This window comes from Pseudomonas algeriensis, assembly GCF_048847255.1.
Classification (GTDB): Bacteria; Pseudomonadota; Gammaproteobacteria; order Pseudomonadales; family Pseudomonadaceae; genus Aquipseudomonas.
In genome coordinates this window covers 284005-302495 of sequence record NZ_JBKKRK010000004.1, presented here as the reverse complement: position 1 = coordinate 302495, position 18491 = coordinate 284005, and the positions used below count along the sequence as shown (strand labels likewise).

The 18491-nt window shown below is 62.6% G+C and carries 17 protein-coding genes; 10 read left to right on the top strand and 7 right to left on the bottom strand.

What is annotated here, in order from left to right:
• Positions 1–17 precede the first annotated feature (17 nt).
• The 6 genes from ACLK1G_RS08770 to ACLK1G_RS08745 all read left to right on the top strand — a co-directional run bounded on the left by ACLK1G_RS08770 (position 18) and on the right by ACLK1G_RS08745 (position 6975).
• A complete protein-coding gene (locus tag ACLK1G_RS08770) occupies positions 18–1382 on the top strand; it encodes an aspartate aminotransferase family protein (protein WP_420765079.1) in 1365 nt (454 codons plus the stop codon).
• A 198-nt stretch (positions 1383–1580) separates the two neighbouring features.
• Positions 1581–2678: a polyamine ABC transporter substrate-binding protein gene (locus ACLK1G_RS08765; protein WP_420765174.1), complete on the top strand. Its 1098-nt coding sequence runs from the start codon at positions 1581–1583 to the stop codon at positions 2676–2678.
• A gap of 184 nt (positions 2679–2862) precedes the next feature.
• Positions 2863–3960 (top strand): polyamine ABC transporter substrate-binding protein, encoded by a 1098-nt coding sequence (locus ACLK1G_RS08760; protein ID WP_420765078.1) that lies wholly within the window; start codon positions 2863–2865, stop codon positions 3958–3960.
• A gap of 71 nt (positions 3961–4031) precedes the next feature.
• Positions 4032–5174, top strand: coding sequence for an ABC transporter ATP-binding protein (locus ACLK1G_RS08755; RefSeq protein WP_420765077.1), 1143 nt, complete (start codon positions 4032–4034; stop codon positions 5172–5174).
• Positions 5171–6088 (top strand): ABC transporter permease subunit, encoded by a 918-nt coding sequence (locus ACLK1G_RS08750; RefSeq protein ID WP_420765076.1) that lies wholly within the window; start codon positions 5171–5173, stop codon positions 6086–6088. The genes ACLK1G_RS08755 and ACLK1G_RS08750 overlap by 4 nt, the downstream gene beginning before the upstream one ends.
• The gene (locus ACLK1G_RS08745; RefSeq protein ID WP_420765075.1) at positions 6088–6975 is read left to right on the top strand and encodes an ABC transporter permease subunit; all 888 of its coding nucleotides are present in this window, start codon (positions 6088–6090) and stop codon (positions 6973–6975) included. Before ACLK1G_RS08750 ends, ACLK1G_RS08745 begins: the two co-directional genes overlap by 1 nt.
• Positions 6976–7103: 128 nt before the next feature.
• On the opposite strand, the gene ACLK1G_RS08740 is transcribed toward ACLK1G_RS08745, so the two are convergent.
• On the bottom strand, positions 7104–7742 hold the full coding sequence (locus ACLK1G_RS08740; RefSeq protein ID WP_420765074.1) for an HD domain-containing protein: 639 nt from the start codon (positions 7740–7742) through the stop codon (positions 7104–7106).
• Between the two features lie 184 nt (positions 7743–7926).
• On the opposite strand from ACLK1G_RS08740, the gene ACLK1G_RS08735 reads away from it, so the two are divergent.
• Entirely contained in the window at positions 7927–8892 is a 966-nt protein-coding gene (locus ACLK1G_RS08735) for a GlxA family transcriptional regulator (RefSeq protein WP_420765173.1), read from the top strand.
• A 2-nt stretch (positions 8893–8894) separates the two neighbouring features.
• On the opposite strand, the gene ACLK1G_RS08730 is transcribed toward ACLK1G_RS08735, so the two are convergent.
• The 3 genes from ACLK1G_RS08730 to ACLK1G_RS08720 all read right to left on the bottom strand — a co-directional run bounded on the left by ACLK1G_RS08730 (position 8895) and on the right by ACLK1G_RS08720 (position 12440).
• Complete coding sequence (locus tag ACLK1G_RS08730) at positions 8895–9236, bottom strand: carboxymuconolactone decarboxylase family protein (protein WP_014340738.1); 342 nt, start codon at positions 9234–9236, stop codon at positions 8895–8897.
• Positions 9237–9335: 99 nt separating this feature from the next.
• Complete coding sequence (locus ACLK1G_RS08725) at positions 9336–11744, bottom strand: penicillin acylase family protein (protein ID WP_420765073.1); 2409 nt, start codon at positions 11742–11744, stop codon at positions 9336–9338.
• Between the two features lie 108 nt (positions 11745–11852).
• Positions 11853–12440 (bottom strand): DUF6436 domain-containing protein, encoded by a 588-nt coding sequence (locus ACLK1G_RS08720; RefSeq protein ID WP_420765072.1) that lies wholly within the window; start codon positions 12438–12440, stop codon positions 11853–11855.
• 107 nt (positions 12441–12547) lie between these two features.
• Here ACLK1G_RS08720 and bipL point away from each other — a divergent pair, with 107 nt between their 5' ends.
• Positions 12548–13495: a phospholipase BipL gene (gene bipL, locus ACLK1G_RS08715; protein WP_420765071.1), complete on the top strand. Its 948-nt coding sequence runs from the start codon at positions 12548–12550 to the stop codon at positions 13493–13495.
• Between the two features lie 98 nt (positions 13496–13593).
• Here bipL and ACLK1G_RS08710 read toward each other — a convergent pair whose 3' ends face one another.
• Positions 13594–14337: a DUF2059 domain-containing protein gene (locus ACLK1G_RS08710; protein WP_420765070.1), complete on the bottom strand. Its 744-nt coding sequence runs from the start codon at positions 14335–14337 to the stop codon at positions 13594–13596.
• A gap of 140 nt (positions 14338–14477) precedes the next feature.
• Here ACLK1G_RS08710 and ACLK1G_RS08705 point away from each other — a divergent pair, with 140 nt between their 5' ends.
• Both ACLK1G_RS08705 and ACLK1G_RS08700 read left to right on the top strand, forming a co-directional pair.
• Complete coding sequence (locus ACLK1G_RS08705) at positions 14478–15107, top strand: 2OG-Fe(II) oxygenase (RefSeq protein WP_420765069.1); 630 nt, start codon at positions 14478–14480, stop codon at positions 15105–15107.
• 2 nt (positions 15108–15109) lie between these two features.
• Positions 15110–15601: a 2-thiouracil desulfurase family protein gene (locus ACLK1G_RS08700; RefSeq protein ID WP_420765068.1), complete on the top strand. Its 492-nt coding sequence runs from the start codon at positions 15110–15112 to the stop codon at positions 15599–15601.
• 156 nt (positions 15602–15757) lie between these two features.
• On the opposite strand, the gene ACLK1G_RS08695 is transcribed toward ACLK1G_RS08700, so the two are convergent.
• Together ACLK1G_RS08695 and ACLK1G_RS08690 are read right to left on the bottom strand one after the other, a co-directional pair.
• Entirely contained in the window at positions 15758–17131 is a 1374-nt protein-coding gene (locus tag ACLK1G_RS08695; RefSeq protein WP_420765067.1) for a GTPase/DUF3482 domain-containing protein, read from the bottom strand.
• Entirely contained in the window at positions 17124–18491 is a 1368-nt protein-coding gene (locus ACLK1G_RS08690) for a DUF2868 domain-containing protein (RefSeq protein WP_420765066.1), read from the bottom strand. The genes ACLK1G_RS08695 and ACLK1G_RS08690 overlap by 8 nt, the downstream gene beginning before the upstream one ends.

Sequence of the window (18491 nt, the reverse complement as noted above, 5' to 3'; positions counted from 1 at the left end):
AATAAAGGAGAATTCGCATGACCCGCAACAACCCGCAAACTCGCGAATGGCAGGCTCTTAGCAGCGATCATCACCTGGCACCGTTCAGCGACTTCAAGCAACTGAAAGAGAAAGGCCCGCGCATCATCACCCACGCCAAGGGCGTGTACCTCTGGGACAGTGAAGGCAACAAGATTCTCGACGGCATGGCCGGCCTCTGGTGCGTGGCCGTTGGCTACGGTCGCGATGAACTGGCGGACGCCGCCAGCCAACAGATGCGTGAGCTGCCGTACTACAACCTCTTCTTCCAGACCGCTCACCCGCCCGTGCTGGAATTGTCCAAGGCCATCGCCGATATCGCGCCGCAAGGCATGAACCACGTGTTCTTCACCGGCTCTGGCTCCGAAGGCAACGACACCATGTTGCGCATGGTCCGCCACTACTGGGCGATCAAGGGCCAGCCGAACAAGAAAGTCATCATCAGTCGCAAGAACGGTTATCACGGTTCGACCGTGGCCGGCGCGAGCCTGGGCGGCATGACCTACATGCACGAGCAAGGCGACCTGCCGATCCCGGGCATCGTCCACATCGCCCAACCGTACTGGTTCGGTGAAGGCGGCGACATGAGCCCTGAAGAGTTCGGCATCTGGGCGGCCAATCAGCTGGAAGAAAAAATCCTCGAGATCGGCGTGGATAACGTCGGTGCGTTCATCGCCGAGCCGATCCAGGGCGCCGGTGGCGTGATCGTGCCGCCGGACAGCTACTGGCCGCGCATGAAGGAAATCCTCGCCAAGTACGACATCCTCTTCGTGGCCGACGAGGTCATCTGTGGTTTCGGGCGCACCGGCGAGTGGTTCGGTACCGACCATTACGGGTTGAAACCACACATGATGACCATCGCCAAGGGCCTGACCTCCGGCTACATCCCCATGGGTGGCCTGATCGTGCGCGACGACGTGGTTGCGGTGCTCAACGAAGGCGGCGATTTCAACCACGGGTTCACCTACTCCGGCCATCCGGTGGCTGCGGCAGTGGCCCTGGAAAATATCAGGATCCTGCGCGACGAGAAGATCATCGAGCGTGTCCACGGCGAGACGGCACCCTATTTGCAGCAACGTCTGCGGGAACTGAACGATCATCCGCTGGTGGGTGAAGTGCGCGGCGTCGGTTTGCTGGGGGCGATCGAGCTGGTCCAGGACAAGGCCACGCGCAAGCGTTACGAAGGCAAGGGCGTGGGCATGATCTGCCGGCAGTTCTGCTTCGATAATGGGCTGATCATGCGCGCCGTGGGCGACACCATGATCATTGCGCCACCGCTGGTGATCAGCAAGGCCGAGATCGACGAACTGGTGGCCAAGGCGCGGCAATGCCTGGACCTGACGCTCAGTGCGTTGCAGGGCTAAGTGCTAGGCTCTGAGCGAGGTGCCGGCATGGGCCTCGCCCAGCGTGAACAAAAGGCTGGGCTTTTGTTGAAAGCTTGCCCTGTAACTTGCCAGACTACCCCCGCTGTTCAAGTTGCCAGAGAGCCGGCTACGCAACCGTGGCCAAGAAGAATAACTGGAGCACTTTTCATGAAGGCATTAGGCATGAAGACATTAGGTATGAAGTTAGCTGGCAAGACCCTCCTCGCCATGTCCCTGATGGGCGTGATGGCGGGCGCCGTCCAGGCGGACGACAAGGTGCTGCACGTCTATAACTGGTCCGACTACATCGCGCCGGACACGGTCGCCAAGTTCGAGAAGGAAACGGGGATCAAGGTCGTCTACGACGTATTCGACAGTAACGAGACGCTGGAAGCCAAGTTGCTGGCCGGCAAATCCGGCTATGACGTCGTGGTGCCGTCGAACAACTTCCTCGCCAAGCAGATCAAGGCCGGCGTCTACCAGGAGCTGGACAAGTCCAAGCTGCCGAACTGGAAGAACCTGGACCCCGACCTGCTCAAGGCCGTCGGCGATGCCAGCGACCAGGGCAACAAGCACGCGTTTCCGTACATGTGGGGCACCATCGGCATCGGGTACAACCCCGAGAAGGTCAAGGCCGCGTTGGGCGTCGACAAGATCGACTCCTGGGACGTGCTGCTCAAGCCCGAGAACATTGCCAAGCTCAAGAGCTGCGGCGTGAGCTTCCTCGATTCGCCAACCGAAATGATTCCCGTGGCTCTGCATTACCTCGGCTACCCGACCGACAGCCAGGACAAGAAGCAACTGGCCGAAGCCGAAGCACTGTTCCTCAAGCTGCGCCCATCGATCGGTTACTTCCACTCTTCCAAATACATTTCGGACCTGGCCAACGGCAACATCTGCGTGGCCGTGGGTTACTCGGGTGATATCGAGCAATCCAAGAGCCGTGCGGCTGAAGCTGGCGGCAAGGTGAAAGTGGCCTACACCATTCCGAAGGAAGGTGCCGGTTCGTTCTACGACATGGTCGCCATTCCAAAAGATGCCGAAAACGTCGAAGCCGCCTACAAGTGGATGAACTTCATCATGCAGCCGGAAATCATGGCTGAGATCACCGACAACGTGCGTTTCCCTAACGGCAACAAGGCCGCCACCGCGCTGGTGGACAAGGAAATCTCCGGTGACCCGAGCATCTACCCATCGGACGAAGTGAAGGCCAAGCTGTACGCCATCGCCGACCTGCCGTCGGCGACCCAGCGGATCCTGACCCGCAGCTGGACCAAGATCAAATCCGGCAAATAAGCCGGCTTGAAGCACGCTCCGGTTGTCGCCGTCCCCGGGAGGGCGGCAACAGGAGCAATTAAATAACTAAAAGTTTTGCTGGATCGGTTTATCGAGGGTAAGTTGCGCGCCGGTTTTGTTGCAGGGCATATCGTTGCCCGGTAACGGGGGCAACTTGGGCCCAACTATTTAAGAGGACCTCCACGTGCCTGTCTTTTCTTTGTTGCGCAACGCCTTGCTGGTCGGTGCTGGCCTGACACTCGCTGTCACTGTCCAGGCGGCCTCCACCGTGCATATTTATAACTGGTCGGACTACATCGGCGAATCCACCCTGGCGGACTTCGAGAAAGCCACCGGGATCAAGCCGGTCTACGATGTGTTCGATTCCAACGAAACCCTGGAAGGCAAGTTGCTGGCCGGTCGCACCGGTTACGACGTGGTCGTGCCGTCCAACCATTTCCTGGGCAAGCAGATCAAGGCCGGGGCGTTCCAGAAGCTCGACAAATCGCAGCTGCCGAACTACGCCAACCTCGATCCTTCGCTGCTCAAGCGTCTGGAAAAAAACGACTCGGGCAATCAATACGCCGTGCCTTACCTGTGGGGCACCAACGGCATCGGCTATAACGTCGAGAAGATCAAGGCGGTACTGGGTGTCGAAAAAATCGACTCGTGGGCCATGCTGTTTGAACCGGAAAACATCAAGAAGCTGTCCAGCTGCGGCGTTTCGTTCCTCGACTCGGGCGACGAGATGATCCCGGCGATGCTCAACTACCTGGGCCTGGACCCCAACAGCCAGAACCCCGAAGACTACAAGAAGGCCGAGGCCCAGCTCCTCAAGATCCGGCCTTACGTGACCTACTTCAACTCCTCCAAGTACATCTCGGACCTGGCCAACGGCAACATCTGCGTGGCTGCGGGGTTCTCCGGCGATATTTTCCAGGCCCGTGAACGTGCCAGCGAGGCCGGCAAGGGCGTCGAAATCGCTTACGTGATTCCCAAGGAAGGCGGCAACCTCTGGTTCGACATGCTGGCAATCCCACGCGACGCCGCCAACGTCAAGGAGGCCCACGCGTTCATCAACTATCTGCTCAAGCCTGAGGTCATCGCCCAGGTGAGCGACTACGTCGGTTATGCCAACCCGAACCCCAAGGCTGGCGAACTGATGGACCAGGAAGTGCGCACCGACGAAGCGGTTTATCCCCCGCAGGAGGTTGTCGACAAGCTCTACGTCAACTCCGAGTTGCCGCCCAAGATCCAACGACTCATGACCCGCAGCTGGACCAAGGTCAAGTCGGGTAAATAGCGTCAAGCGCTCTAACTTTTCCAAGGTTCGCCCGTCTTGGGCGAGCTGCAAATTTTGTGGGAGTTTCGTAAATGGCAGTTGCCTCCGGCGCCTATAAGAAAGCCCTCGAGGGCGACCAGACACCCAAGCAGGTGCTGGTCAAGATCGACCGGGTCACGAAGAAGTTCGACGAGACGATTGCCGTGGACGACGTGTCCCTGGAAATCAAGAAAGGCGAGATCTTTGCCTTGCTCGGCGGTTCGGGATCGGGCAAATCCACTTTGCTGCGCATGCTGGCAGGCTTCGAGCGGCCCACGGAGGGGCGGATTTTCCTCGATGGCGTGGACATCACCGACCTGCCGCCCTACGAGCGGCCGATCAACATGATGTTCCAGTCCTACGCCTTGTTCCCCCACATGACCGTGGCCCAGAACATTGCTTTCGGCCTGCAACAGGACAAGATCCCGAAAGCCGAGATCGACGCCCGCGTGGCTGAAATGCTCAAGCTGGTGCAGATGAGCCAGTACGCCAAGCGCAAGCCGCACCAACTCTCTGGTGGCCAGCGCCAGCGCGTGGCCCTGGCCCGATCCCTGGCCAAGCGACCCAAACTCTTGCTGCTCGACGAGCCAATGGGCGCTCTGGACAAGAAGCTGCGCTCGCAGATGCAACTTGAGCTGGTGGAGATCATCGAGCGGGTCGGCGTGACCTGCGTGATGGTGACTCACGACCAGGAAGAGGCCATGACCATGGCCGAGCGCATTGCGATCATGCACCTGGGATGGATCGCCCAGATCGGCAGCCCGATCGATATCTACGAGACCCCGACCAGCCGCCTGGTCTGTGAATTCATCGGCAACGTCAACATCTTCGAGACCGAAGTGGTGGACGACGCCGAGGGCCACGCGGTGCTGACGTGCAAGGACCTGGACCGCAACATCTACGTCGGCCACGGCATCAGCACCTCGGTGCAGGACAAGTCCGTCACCTACGCCATCCGCCCGGAAAAACTCCTGGTCACGCCCGAGCAGCCAACCTGCGAGCACAACTGGTCCAGTGGCAAGGTCCATGACATCGCCTACCTGGGCGGCCACTCGGTGTTCTACGTCGAGCTGCCGAGTGGCAAGCTGGTGCAGTCGTTCGTCGCCAACGCCGAACGCCGAGGCCAGCGTCCGACCTGGGGCGACCAGGTATTCGTCTGGTGGGAAGACGACAGCGGCGTGGTGCTTCGCTCATGAACATGCGCAAGTTCAAACGCCGACTCGCCCGAATAACGCCCGGTGGCCGTCAGATGGTCATCGGGGTGCCCTTCATCTGGCTGTTCCTGTTCTTCATGCTGCCGTTCTTCATCGTCCTGAAGATCAGTTTCGCCGAAGCCGACGTGGCGATCCCGCCTTACACCGAAATCTACAGCTACATCGACCAGAAGCTGCAGGTGCTGCTCAACCTTGGCAACTATGTGATGCTCAGCGAGGATGAGCTGTACATCTCCGCCTATCTCGGCTCGCTGAAGATGGCGCTGATCAGCACCACGTTGTGCCTATTGATCGGCTACCCCATGGCCTATGGCATCGCCAACGCCCGCAAAGAGATGCAGACGGTGCTGGTGCTGCTGATCATGATGCCGACCTGGACCGCGATCCTGATTCGCGTCTACGCGTGGATGGGTATCCTCAGCAACAACGGCTTGCTCAACGGCTTTCTGATGAGCATGGGTTGGATCAGCGAACCCCTGCAAATTCTCAACACCAACCTGGCGGTCTATATCGGCGTGGTCTATTCCTACCTGCCGTTCATGATCCTGCCGCTCTACGCCAACCTGGTGAAGCATGATGCCAGCCTGCTGGAAGCCGCGTCGGACCTGGGTTCGAGCACCTTCAACAGCTTCTGGAAGATCACCGTGCCGCTGTCCAAGAACGGCATCATCGCCGGCTGCATGCTGGTGTTCATCCCGGTGGTGGGCGAGTTCGTGATTCCGGAACTGCTGGGCGGCCCGGAAACGCTAATGATCGGCAAAGTGCTGTGGCAGGAATTCTTCAATAATCGAGACTGGCCGGTGGCATCCGCCTTGGCGGTGGTGATGCTGGCGATCCTGATCGTGCCCATCATCCTGTTCAACCGCAGTCAGGCCAAAGAAATGGAGGGCAAGTAATGAAGCGCTTCAGTTTTTCAAGCCTGATGCTGGTGCTGGGTCTGTTGTTCATCTACGCGCCGATGCTGATTCTGGTGATCTACTCGTTCAACGCCTCCAAACTGGTGACGGTGTGGGGCGGTTGGTCAGTCAAGTGGTACGTCGGCCTGCTGGACAACAGCCAGCTGATGGGCTCGGTGATGCGCTCGTTGGAAATTGCCTGCTACACGGCGATTGCCGCGGTGGCCCTGGGCACGCTGGCGGCCTTCGTGCTGACCCGCATCACCCACTTCAAGGGTCGGACGCTGTTCGGCGGCCTGGTCACCGCGCCATTGGTGATGCCGGAAGTGATCACCGGCTTGTCGCTGTTGCTGTTGTTCGTGGCCATGGCGCAAATGATCGGCTGGCCCCAGGAACGTGGCATCGTCACGATCTGGATCGCCCACACGACGTTCTGCGCGGCCTACGTGGCGGTGGTGGTCTCGGCGCGCTTGCGTGAGCTGGACCTGTCCATCGAAGAGGCGGCCATGGACCTCGGCGCGCGGCCGTGGAAGGTATTCTTTCTGATCACCATCCCAATGATCGCGCCGTCGCTGGCGGCGGGCGGCATGATGTCGTTCGCGCTGTCCCTTGACGACCTGGTGTTGGCAAGCTTCGTCTCCGGCCCTGGCTCGACCACCTTGCCGATGGAAGTCTTCTCGGCGGTGCGCCTGGGGGTGAAACCGGAAATCAACGCCGTGGCGAGCCTGATCCTGCTGGCGGTGTCCCTGGTGACCTTCCTGGTCTGGTACTTCAGCCGCCGTGCCGAAGAAAACCGCAAGCGGGCGATCCAGCAAGCGATCGAGGAAAGCGCCGCCGATTCCTGGAAGCAACCGGAAGTACGCCGGGCGGAAACCGCTTCGGCCTAACCGACTCTGGGACCAAAATGTGGGAGCGAGCTCGCTCCCACTGGTGTTTTTTTGCCCGCAAATCCGTGGCTCAGCGCAGATCCCCTTGTGGGAGCGAGCCTGCTCGCGATAGTGGCGGGGTGTGCTGGCTATGAATTCCAGGGCGAGCTGCGGATCACTTCAACGAAGTTCATCGGCTTGAACCCCGGCTCCTGATCCCTCAGCACATCGGTCTTCACATTGCCGAAGGTGGTATGTGGACGATGCCGCAAGCCGTCGGCGAAGGCGCAGATGATGCACTCCTTGAAGCCTTCTCCCCGGGGATGCGCATGCACCACGGCGTCGCGCTGTGCGGTGGGGAACGCGGCGTAATCCATGCCCAGCACGTCCATTTCCACGCCAGCGGTCACCAGGGCGACGTTGGGGCGCAGGTGCTTCGGCACGCCGGGCGTGGTGTGCAGTGCGATCGACAGCCACACTTGCTCGATGTCGTCATCGCTCAACCCGTAGGGTTTGAGGAAGGCCGCGGCGGCATTCGCGCCGTCCACTTCGAAGCGCTCATCGTCGCTGCGGTAGCCTTCCACCAACCCGAGGTCGTGGAACATCGCGCCGACGTAGAGCAGCTGCGGATCGTAAGCCAACTGCTGGCGCTGGCCGCTCAAGGCGCCGAACAGGAACACCCGGCGGGAATGGTGATACAGCAGGTCCGATTCAATGTCGCGAATGTATTCGGTGGTGGCCCGGGCGAGGGCGCTGTCGGGAATCTGGATGCCGGCGATGCGGGTCATGCTGCTCTCCTCTTGACGGTGCGCCGTGGCGGCGCTGAGGGTTCAGTCTGTTCGCCGGGATACGGCGCAGCAATCGCGCCATGGCTGCGATTACGGCCAATGAACTTGGGTTTCATGCCATCTGGCTTCTGCACGCCGGATTGGCTAGGGTTCTGTGGTCAACCCGGACAGGTAAGTGAGCACCATGGAAAAAACCGTCGCCATCGTGGTGTTCACGGGCGTCCAGTCCCTGGACGTCAGCGGCCCCCTGGATGTGTTCTGCGAAGCCAATCGCTTTCTCGCCGCGCAGGATCACTATCGGCTGGAAGTGATCGGCGTCGAGCGCGGCGCGACGTCTTGCTCCAACGGCATGTCCCTCAATCCCCACCGCCATTTCAGCGCAGCGTCAGGGCCGTACGACCTGCTGCTGGTCGCGGGCGGGCCGCAATTGCCGTTCATGGACGTTGGCCCAGCGTTCAATGCCTGGCTGCGCGAAGCCTGCGCCCGGGCCCGGCGCTTCGGTTCGATCTGCAATGGCGCGTTCATGCTCGCTCGGGCGGGATTGCTCCAGGGGCGGACCGTCACCACCCATTGGGGCGATGCTTCGGCGCTGGCGCAGCTGTGCCCCTCGACCCGGATCGAAGCCGATCGGCTGTACGTGCAGGACGGCGAGCTGTATACCTCGGCGGGCGTTACGGCGGGAATCGACCTGTCGCTGTTTCTGCTGGCTCAGGACCATGGGCCGGAGGTGGCACTGAATGTCGCCAAGCGGCTGGTGGTGTTCACCCAGCGTTCAGGCGGTCAATCACAGTTCAGTCCGTTTCTCGCGCCCCATGCCGAGCCGACCTCCACCGTGGCCCAGGTCCAGGCTTACGTGCTGGCGAATCTCAACGGTGATCTGGGCATCGCCAACCTCGCCAGCGCGGCGAACATGAGCCCACGCAATTTCTCCCGCGTGTTCGCCCGGGAGGCGAAGGTCACGCCAGCCGAGTTCGTCGAGCAGGCCCGGGTAGACGCGGCGCGCGTGATGCTGGAAAGCACTCGGGCACCGCTCAAGACCGTCGCTTACCAATGCGGCTTTCGCGATGCCCAACACATGCGCAGCGTCTTCAATCGGCGGTTGGGCGTGACGCCGCAACAGTTCAGGTTGAATTTTGCCGCGTTGCTTTAAGCTCATTTTTTCAGTGCGTCATGGGCCTCCAGCGCCCGCAGGGAATAGATATAAGCCGCTCCGGCATTCAGCGAGACCGCCGTTGCCAGGGTGGCGGCGATTTCTTCGCGGGTCGCGCCGGCCTTGATCGCGGCGTCGGTGTGTACGCCGATGCAGCCGTCACATCGGGTGGTGATCGCCACGGCGATGGAGATCAGTTCACGGGTCTTGGCGTCGAGCACGTTGTTCTCGGCGGCAGCCTCATCCAGGGCCATGTAGGCCTTGACCATTTTCGGATTGCTTTTGCCCAGGGCGCCAAAGGCGCTCTTGATGGTGGGCAGCAGTTCGGACCAGTTATTGAACATTGCATCGACTCCATTGTGATAAACGGGTTGGGCTTTTGCAGTCTTGACGATCATTGATGTCCAAGCCTGTCGATCGTCAGAAACATTCCGATGCCATGGTCAGGGCTCGGCCCTGGCGGGCAGCAGTTTCAGTGTGCCGTGGGTGTTGGCGGTGACTTCTTCCTCGGCCAGGTGCGCCTGGTGATACAGCCCTTCGATGTAGGCGTCGGCCTGGTCCTCATAGTGCTTGTCGAATGGTACGCCGCTCTGGCCGACAGGGTTGATGGTGACGCTGTGGGCCGGGTCGGCGAAGTCAATGATGCGCCGGGTGGAAGGGCCATAGGTCACGGGCCAGGGCGCCGGTCCGATCTTGGCCGAGAGATTGTTCGGTACTTCATGGGTGCCGGGTGCGGCGAACGGTCCAACGTTGAAGACCCGGTCCAGCGGCTTTTGCTGGCCCAAGGGATGCCCATGGGTCAGGGTGTGTGCCTGACCCCACCGCCATTGGGCGGGGTCGGCCCCCAGCGTCGCCCTCAAGTGCGCCAGGGCTTTGTCCCAGGCTTTGATCACCGTGTCGGCGCGGGTTTCGGTGCCCAGCGTCGATCGGTCGTCCCACCACGGCGAGTCTTTCTCGGCGGCCAGGCGTGGCAGCGCGGCGTCGATGACACGGGTCGATAGCGCGGTTTCGAAGAATCCGTCGCCCAGTTCGTCCCGCAGGGCGGTGTTGGCCAGGTCATACAGGAACTGGTTGAACAGCGTGGCGCTGATGGAGTCCAGCGGGTAGTCGCCCTTCCACTCAGCCAGTTGTTCCACCCACTTGCGCTCCTGCGGGTCGCTGACCGCTTCGCGCAGGATCGGCAACAAAGGTGCAAGCAGGCGCGGGCCATAGGCGGTGGTGGTGCCCAGTTGCAGTTTCTGGGTGGTCTGGATGTCCCATTTGGCCTGTTTGTCGCTCAGTTGTCGGTCGAGTTGCTGACCCCGGTCGGCGAGGTTGTAGTAGCCAGGGATCTCGATCCCGCTGGCCGCCACCGGCTGGAAATTCGCTGAGAGGATGTAGCCCCGGGCCGGGTTCTCTTCCTGGGGATTGCTGCTGAAAGGGTAGAAACCGTCTTTTTCCGCTTCGGCGCTGGTGCCGTCGAGAATGAAGCCGGGTTTCACGCCAGCCGGCCGCTTGGGCAATTGCGCTGCGGCCCACCAGCCGATGTCGCCCTTGGCATTGGCCCAGATCACGTTTAGCCCCGGCGCATGGATATTGGCCGACGCACCGCGGGCCTTCACCAAGGTGTCGGCGCGGTTGAGCTGGTAGAACGCCTCGAGGATCGGATTGCGGCTTTCCAGGAACCCCCACCACATGGCGATTGGCGTCTTGCCCGCATTGGCGCCGAGGGCATCGTTGACGATCGGGCCGTGGGGCGACTGGCGCAACACCAGCGTTACCGGGGCCTGGCCTTTGACGGCGATCTGCTGTTCGCTGCGGGTCATGTCCACCCACGAGCCGCGATACCAGACCTGTTCGGGGTTGTCTGGGTTGATCTTCTCGGCGATCAGGTCCAGGTCGTCGTTCTGGAACATGGTGATGCTCCAGCCGAAATCCTTGTTCATGCCCAGGGAGGCGAACGGCATGAGGGCCTGATACTGGCCGTAGAGTTCGAAACCTGGCGCCGACAGGTGGGCTTCGTACCACACCGACGGCGTGGAAAAGCGGATATGCGGATCGCCCGCCAGCAAAGGCTTGCCGCTGTGGGTGCGGTTGCCCGAGACCGCCCAGGCGTTGCTGCCTTCGAACTGCGGCAGGCCATGGTCGGCCAAGGCCTGCTCACTCAGGCGGGCGAGGGCGTTGAGGCCTTTCCAGTCAGTGGCGGACAGTGTCGTGCCGCCTGCCGGATCCTGAGGCAGGACGCCCTGGGGCTGCCAGTCGAGGTCGAAAATCTTCAGGTACTCGGCACCGAGTTCGTCGCGCACATAGCTCAACAAGGGTTCGGTGCGAAAGGCCGCGGCGAAGCTGTAGGCCATGTAGCCGACGATGCTGGCGGTGTCTTCAGCGGTAAAGGGACGCTTGGGAATGCCCAGCACATCGAACTCCAGCGGCCGCGTGTGGGTTTGCTGATAGGCGTTGATGCCGTCCAGGTACGCTTGCGTAGCGATCCAGGCCGGCGACTGTCGATCCTGCTCGGCGACGTAGCTGGCGGCGCGCTCGCGAATGCGCAGGCTGCGCATCAGCTTGTCGGTGTCGAGCAACTTGGGCCCGAGGATCTCGGCCAACTCGCCCCGGGCGAGGCGCCGCATGATCTCCATCTGGAACAGCCGATCCTGGGCGTGGACGTAACCGAGGGCACGGTACAGGTCGGTTTCGTTCTCGGCGCGGATATGCGGCACGCCGCGTTCGTCGTAGCGCACCGTCACCGAGCCTTGCAGCCCTTGCAACTGCACCGCGCCCTGGCGGGTGGGCTGCTTGCTGTAGAGGTAGCCGCCCGCGACGATAACGGCGCTGACGAGCAGTGGCAGGAAGGCGACGAGGGTCCGTTTCATGGTCATTCCTTATTCGAGTGGCAGCGGTCCCACGATCTCGCTGTGGATCGCCTGTTTAACACGTGACCGCTTCCCGGTGCATCGTTCCTCGGAGGGATATCTTCGGCCCTACTGTTTGCTGGATGTGTCCTGGGCCCACGGACAATAACAACCCACCGCCATGGTGTGGGTTGCGTCGACTTGCCGGCCGGTACTCAACGCTTCGAGAATCGGTTCGATAAAGCTGTTGCTCGAATTGCAGGTCAAGCCTTCGCTGTACGGGCCGAAATACGCCAGTTTGCCGTGGCGGTCCCAGATCGCCACGGCGGGGCTGGCAGGAATCTGTTCCGAACCGGGAAGCGCCGGCAGCGTCTTGAGGCTATTCAGCGTGACAGGCAGGCGGCCCTGGCTGCCGGTTTTTTGTACTGCGTAGAACGCCACGCCAAGGGGGGTGTATTTCTCGACCAGCTCGGAGAGGTGCTGCTGATTGCCAACGTTGCACGGGCAGGCCGGATCCCAGAAATGCACCAGGCGGATTGCGCCGGGGCCTGCCAGGTCGGGCGGCAGGCGCAGGGGGTCGCCGGAAAATACTGCCGTGTGTTGGCTGAACGTCCTCAGGAATCGGCCCTGGAACCAGTCGTAGGCGAGCCACAGCACGACGGCGCACGCGAGGGCGAGCAGGCTGGCAAGCAAGGTCGTGCGGTGGGACGGGCGCATGGAGTCGATCCTCTGGAGCCGCGTAGCTTGCCATGCCCGACGCGACAGATGAATATCACAGGCTTACAAAGCCTGTTTCGCGCGATGCGCTCCTGCCTGGAATACCAATGCCCGCTTCTTTTGACCCTGATCATCTGCGCGCCAGCCTGCAACCTTTGGCGCAGTGGCAGCCGCTGTCTGCGCAAGCGCAGGCCTACCAGCAATTCTATGGACTGGATTTCCCGGCACGCACGCTGCGCAGCGGCCTGGGTCGTTTCGACGTTGCGGGGTATGAGCTGGTCGGCCAGGTCTGGTGGCCGGAAAAAGCCGTGGCGACCCTGTTCCTTTTCCATGGCTATTACGACCACATGGGCCTTTACCGGCACTTGATCGACTGGGCGCTGGAGCAGCGGTTCGTGGTGATCAGCTGCGACTTGCCGGGCCATGGATTGTCCAGTGGCGAGCGCGCCAGCATCGGCGATTTCGCCGACTACCAGGCGACATTGCAAGGTTTGCTGGCAGAAGGGGAGAGCCTTGGCCTGCCGCAACCCTGGCACCTGTGCGGACAAAGCACCGGCGGGGCAATTGTGGTCGACCATGTCCTCAACCAGGGCGCAAACAGCCCGGCCCAGGGCCAGGTCATCCTGTTGTCGCCCCTGGTCCGGCCTCGCGCCTGGGGCTGGTCGCGCCTCAGTTATTACCTGCTCAAGCCGTTCGTGACCGGCATTGCCCGGCGGTTCACCGAGAATTCCACCGACCCGGATTTCCTTCCGTTCCTGCAGGCCGACCCGCTGCAACCGCTGCGCCTGCCCACCGCGTGGGTCGGGGCGCTCGCGCAGTGGATCAAGCGCATAGAGGCGGCGCCGAGCAGCCCGCGCCAGCCGTTGATCGTCCAGGGGCAGGCGGACATGACGGTGGATTGGCGACACAACTTGCAAGTGTTGCAGGCCAAATTCGACCGGCCGCAGGTTCTGATGTTGCCGCAGGGGCGGCATCACCTGGCGAATGAGAGGTTGGCGATGCGTCAGGAAATGTTTGAGTTCTTGAGCAGGCGGATGAGTCGGGTCCGGCGGTGATCGATCTATCGCGTTCGCGAGCAGGCTCGCTCCCACGATGGATCTGTGCAATCAGTCCCTGTGGGAGCGAGCCTGCTCGCGATAGCGATGTTGAATCCCTACTGCCCTAAGTTCTGCCCCACCGCTAACCCCGCCCGAATCGCCGCCAGCGCCGCCTGGTAATAGGCCTGCCCCTCGGCCGACTCGGCGAAGGTGGCGAATTCTTCCAGCTCGGTGTCGGTCAGGTCACGGTAGACGTACAGCAACGTGTTGTTCAGGTCCGCACCGATCTGGTCCATCAGGCGCTGGCGCTGGCCGTTCAACATGCCTTGAGCCTGCCCGCCGCCCAGCAAGCCTGGAATCATCGAACTCAGGCTGTCGGCCGCCACGCCGGCGATCGCCAGGCTGACTTCGGCACCGGCTTCACGGGCGGGCAGGGCCTGGGCCAGATGGCCGATGATCAGCAGGCGGTTATCGCTGGCCTGCATCTTCGGCAGGCCCTTGGCGTTCTTCGCCAACTGGTCGCGGCGGGTGGCGAGCAGTTCGGCCGCGACGACTTTGCGGCCCAGGGGCGATTGGAAAAAGGTCAGGGCCGGGTCCGGGTCGGCAAGGTTATTGCGCAACTGGGCCTCGGCCCGCTGGTCCATGGCCTGGGGCGCGAACCGTTGGTTGCTGTTGTTCACCAACGCCTGGAACACCGCTGGCGGCAGGCTGTTCTGATAGCGCTGCTGCGCGGCATTCAAGGCGTCATTGAAATGCGCCCGTTGTTCCGGCCAGCCGGCGACCTTGTACAACTGGTCGTAGCTGTCTGCCCAGGCGGGCAATACGCAGAACATTAACAGTGAGAAAAGCAAACGGCGCATAGGGACTCCTGTCAGCAGCCGACTATTCTCCGTGGGGTGCGGGAACTTGTCGAGAATTCGTATCAAGTTCGTACGGCGGTGCCACCTGGCGCAGCGAACCCGCTGCGCGGCGCTGTCGGTTTTGCAGGCACAGGAATACTATGCGCGCCATGCAAATACCTTCTGATCATCCGTTGCTGTTACGTATCGTCGACGACCTGGCCGAGCGCGGCTGGTCGCAGCAGAACATCTTCCTGCCGGATGCGCTGACGCGCGCCTTGGCGGCCGAGTGCCGCCAGCGCGCCGCTGAAGGTGAACTGGCCCCGGCCGCCGTTGGACGCGGGCCGTTTTCGGAAATTCGCGAAGGGATCCGTGGCGATCACATCCAGTGGATCGAGCCCGGCCAGGTTGACGCCTGCGACCGTTACCTGGGGTTGATGGACAGCCTGCGCGAGGCCTTGAACCGGGGCCTGTTCCTGGGCCTGGAGGATTTCGAGAGCCACTTCGCCCTGTACCCGCCCGGTGCGTTCTACCTCAAGCACGTCGACCGCTTCCGTGACGATGACCGGCGCATGGTCTCGGCGGTGCTCTATCTCAATGACGCCTGGCTGCCGGAACACGGCGGTCAGTTGCGCATGTACCTGGGCGAAAGCGAGCACGATGTAGTGCCCACCGGCGGCTGCCTGGTGGTGTTTCTCTCGGGGGACATTCCCCATGAAGTGCTGCCGGCGACGCGTGAGCGCCTGTCCTTGACCGGTTGGTTCCGACGCCGCGGCAACGAGTTGTTCTGAGCATGGAAAAAATCCTCGTCAGTCGCTGTCTGCTCGGTCATCGCGTGCGTTACGACGGTGGCGCCAGCGGGCCATTCGATCAGCTCCAGCAATGGCTCGACGAGGGTCGTGTCGTGCCGCTGTGCCCGGAGGTCGCCGGCGGCTTGCCCACGCCCCGGCCGGCGGCGGAGATTCCTGGCGGGCAAGGAGTGAAAGTGCTCGATGGCGACGCGGCGGTCATCACCACCGATGGCGAGGATGTGAGCGCGCAGTTTTTGTCGGGTGCCTATCAAGCGTTGGATTTGGTGCGCGAACACGGCATCCGGATCGCCGTGCTGAAGGCCAACAGCCCCTCCTGCGGCAACCTGCTCACCTATGACGGGACATTCAGCGGTGTGAAAGTCCCCGGCGAGGGCGTGACGGCGGCGTTGCTCAAGCGCCATGGCGTACGGGTGTTCAGCGAGCTGGAGCTGGCGGAAGCGGCGTCGGCGCTAAAAGCGTTGGCCGCGGAATAATTGCGGCGAACCGTTTTTTTGTGGCGAGGGGATTTATCCCCGCTGGGGTGCGAAGCGCCCCCAAAAAAATATCGACCACAGCAGCACATCCAAAAAGCAGGGGGCCGCTTCGCGACCCAACGGGGATAAATGCCCTCACCACAGAAATGACGGTGTCTAAAGCTGCTCGGCCAATAGCTCGATCTGCTCTTGCCGCTCGGCCTGGCTCAAGCGGGGATTGGGGTTGAGCGACGACCACTGCGGATACGCTCGGGCCTTGTTCAATGCTTCGGGCAACCTGCCTTCGCGCCATGTCTTATCGTGGGGCGTGGCGATACGGATACTGTCCATCGCCGCATGACCGCGCTGATTGATCGCTTGCAGCAATTGCCGTTGGCGCAAGGCCAGGAGGCGCAGCACGCTGTCGTCCACGGTCAGTTCGCGCTGGCCCTTGAGCTTGCCCATCAACCGGTTGCCATAGCTGCGGGCGGTTTGCAGCGCACCGCCGGCAATGGCTCCGGCCAGGGCTGCGGCGCCAAGGGTCAACCCTCCCACCAGCAAATCCACGCCCGCACCCGCCGCTGCCCCGGCCGCGATCCCGCCACCGACTCGCACGCCCAATTGCTTGAGGGTGTCGGGATTGAACAGGTCATCGCCCCAGCGACCGTCCAGCAGAGGCAAATCGCTGGCGGCCGCGTCCTGGGCACGGAAAGCGTAAAGCTTGAGCAGCGCTTCAACGCAGCGCTGCTCGCGCTGACGGACGGCGTCGCGCAATTGGCCGATGGCCTGGTGCTCCAGATCCGCATCGCTGGCGACGCTGCGTCGGCAGGCGGCACAGTCGATCAGAAGTTCGGCGATCAGGCGTTTTGCGCTCTGCTGGCGAGCCTGGCGCTGGGCCTGTTGATCATCGATCAGTCGCTCCAGCTGTTCGCGAGCGTTTTCCAGCAACAGCGCAAGGCTTTCGTATAGACGTCGTTCGCCGTCTTCCGGCGGGGCGACGCTGTCGAAGCGCACCAGCGCATGTAGGCCCAATCGCGCCAGGGCTTCGCGCCACTCAGGTTCGCGATGCTGGGCGCTGCTGACGAAGTTGAGCACCGGTAGCAGCGGTTTGCCGCAACTGGCGAGGACTTCCAACTCATCGCGGTATTTGGCCAGCACTGGCTCGCGGGCATCAATGACATACAGTCCGGCATCGCTGGCGAGCAACTGCCGCAGCACCTTGGCTTCCTGCTCGAAGCGTTGCCGGGCCTCACTGCCATCGAGGAAGCGCGCCAGGCGTGCCGGGCCGTCCAGGCGTTCGCCCGGCCGCTCCAGGCGTTCCAGGTAATCGAGCAGGGCGATGGCGTCTTCCAGCCCCGGCGTGTCGTACAGTTCCAGCAGCGCCTGGCCATCCACCGACAGGCGAGCCCCTTCGACGTGACGGGTGGTGCTCGGGCGATGGGACACCTCGCCGAAGCCGACGTCGCGGGTCAGGGTGCGCAGCAAGGAGGTCTTGCCGACATTGGTGTGGCCGACCACCGCGAGCTTCAGGGGCTTGATGGATTCAGTCATGGCCGGTCTCCAGCCAGTTCATCGGGGCGCAATCGGCGAACGGCAACTCCAACTGTTGCAGCGCGTTATGCCAATCACCCAGGCGCTCGCCGTCCAGCGCTTCGCCGGGTGGCGCCTGCAATAACCAGATACGGGTAGCGCTGGCGCTGCGGGCCAGCTCGGCAATCAACGCTAGGCTTCCACGGTCCGGCGAACGTCGGGGGTCGCAGGCAATCGCCAGGCGCGCGGGGGGGAAACGCGACAGTTGTTCCAAGAGTCTGTGGCGGGACTCGCGGCTGTCGAGGATGCCGGCGTTTTTAACGGAGTCGGGCAGCTTGGGCGGCCAGGGACGTTCGTCCAGCTCGATCGCCACCAGCAACGCGCCGTCACTTTCCATTGCCCCGACGGCGCTGTCGATTCTATGCAACTGTGCGGGCGCGGCATCGTTGACCCCCAGGCGCTCGCTGCTGGGCATCAACCGCTCGCGCAACTGCGCGTAACCGGGCAGGTTCAAGTCCAGGCGAAGTCTGGCGCGGCCACGACGCCATCGCCACAGGCACAGCAGCGTCAGGCACAGGCGCGGCAGCACGCCGTAGACCAGCAAGACGCCGACCAACCACCCGGCCCAGGCCTGGCGGGCGCTCTCGATATCCAACGCGGCGTCACCGCTGGCGCGTATCATCTCGACGGTCGGCACGCTGAAGCCCAGCAGGGCGGGCAGCGCACCGAGGGCCTGGGTCATGGCGACAAAGGTATCGCCGCCCAGAATCGTGGTTTCCCAGACGAAGCCATAACGCCGGGTCGCCATCAGCATCAGTACGATGACCAGCGCGCTGAGCATCGCCAGTAGCCACAAGCCGTTGACCAGCACGCCGAGCGCCCAGCGATTGAGCCGGTGCCGTTGCAACAACAGCAGCAGGGCTGGCGCCAGTTGGGCAGCCTTGGCATCACGCGCCAGTTTTTCGCTGAGCCACAGCCAAAGGCGTCCCAGCGTGGCGCCTTGCTCCCCGGCGAACAGCAGGCCCAGGAGCCAGCCAATGAGCAGGAGCAGGTTCAGCCCCAACAGGCTGCCCAAGGCCCAGAAAACGTTGACCGGCGCGCGTCCATCGCCGAGGGCGGCGAACCCCAGGCCGGCGCCGCTGGCGATGGCGAGCACCGCCAACGCCATCAGCGCCAGCCGCGCTCCCTGCAGCCAGTGGCGCAGGGCTTGAGCAAGGCCGTCGCGGTCGGCCAGCCAGCCGGCGCGGTGGCGGATGCGGGTGGATAGATCGCCTCCTGCCGCGCGGGCCAGGCGATTGGCTTCCTGATCCTCGAGCGGGCCGGCGTGTTCTTCACGCAGGCGTATCGTCTCGGTCAACCAGAGGTTCTGCAGTTCTGTCAC

Bases quoted from the DNA above. Each gene is read 5' to 3' on its own strand.
- ACLK1G_RS08770 (WP_420765079.1), top strand. From the start codon at position 18: ATGACCCGCAACAACCCGCAAACTCGCGAATGGCAGGCTCTTAGCAGC.
- ACLK1G_RS08765 (WP_420765174.1), top strand. From the start codon at position 1,581: ATGAAGTTAGCTGGCAAGACCCTCCTCGCCATGTCCCTGATGGGCGTG.
- ACLK1G_RS08755 (WP_420765077.1), top strand. From the start codon at position 4,032: ATGGCAGTTGCCTCCGGCGCCTATAAGAAAGCCCTCGAGGGCGACCAG.
- ACLK1G_RS08750 (WP_420765076.1), top strand. From the start codon at position 5,171: ATGAACATGCGCAAGTTCAAACGCCGACTCGCCCGAATAACGCCCGGT.
- ACLK1G_RS08745 (WP_420765075.1), top strand. From the start codon at position 6,088: ATGAAGCGCTTCAGTTTTTCAAGCCTGATGCTGGTGCTGGGTCTGTTG.
- ACLK1G_RS08740 (WP_420765074.1), bottom strand. From the start codon at position 7,742: ATGACCCGCATCGCCGGCATCCAGATTCCCGACAGCGCCCTCGCCCGG.
- ACLK1G_RS08735 (WP_420765173.1), top strand. From the start codon at position 7,927: ATGGAAAAAACCGTCGCCATCGTGGTGTTCACGGGCGTCCAGTCCCTG.
- ACLK1G_RS08730 (WP_014340738.1), bottom strand. From the start codon at position 9,236: ATGTTCAATAACTGGTCCGAACTGCTGCCCACCATCAAGAGCGCCTTT.
- ACLK1G_RS08725 (WP_420765073.1), bottom strand. From the start codon at position 11,744: ATGAAACGGACCCTCGTCGCCTTCCTGCCACTGCTCGTCAGCGCCGTT.
- ACLK1G_RS08720 (WP_420765072.1), bottom strand. From the start codon at position 12,440: ATGCGCCCGTCCCACCGCACGACCTTGCTTGCCAGCCTGCTCGCCCTC.
- bipL (WP_420765071.1), top strand. From the start codon at position 12,548: ATGCCCGCTTCTTTTGACCCTGATCATCTGCGCGCCAGCCTGCAACCT.
- ACLK1G_RS08710 (WP_420765070.1), bottom strand. From the start codon at position 14,337: ATGCGCCGTTTGCTTTTCTCACTGTTAATGTTCTGCGTATTGCCCGCC.
- ACLK1G_RS08705 (WP_420765069.1), top strand. From the start codon at position 14,478: ATGCGCGCCATGCAAATACCTTCTGATCATCCGTTGCTGTTACGTATC.
- ACLK1G_RS08700 (WP_420765068.1), top strand. From the start codon at position 15,110: ATGGAAAAAATCCTCGTCAGTCGCTGTCTGCTCGGTCATCGCGTGCGT.
- ACLK1G_RS08695 (WP_420765067.1), bottom strand. From the start codon at position 17,131: ATGACTGAATCCATCAAGCCCCTGAAGCTCGCGGTGGTCGGCCACACC.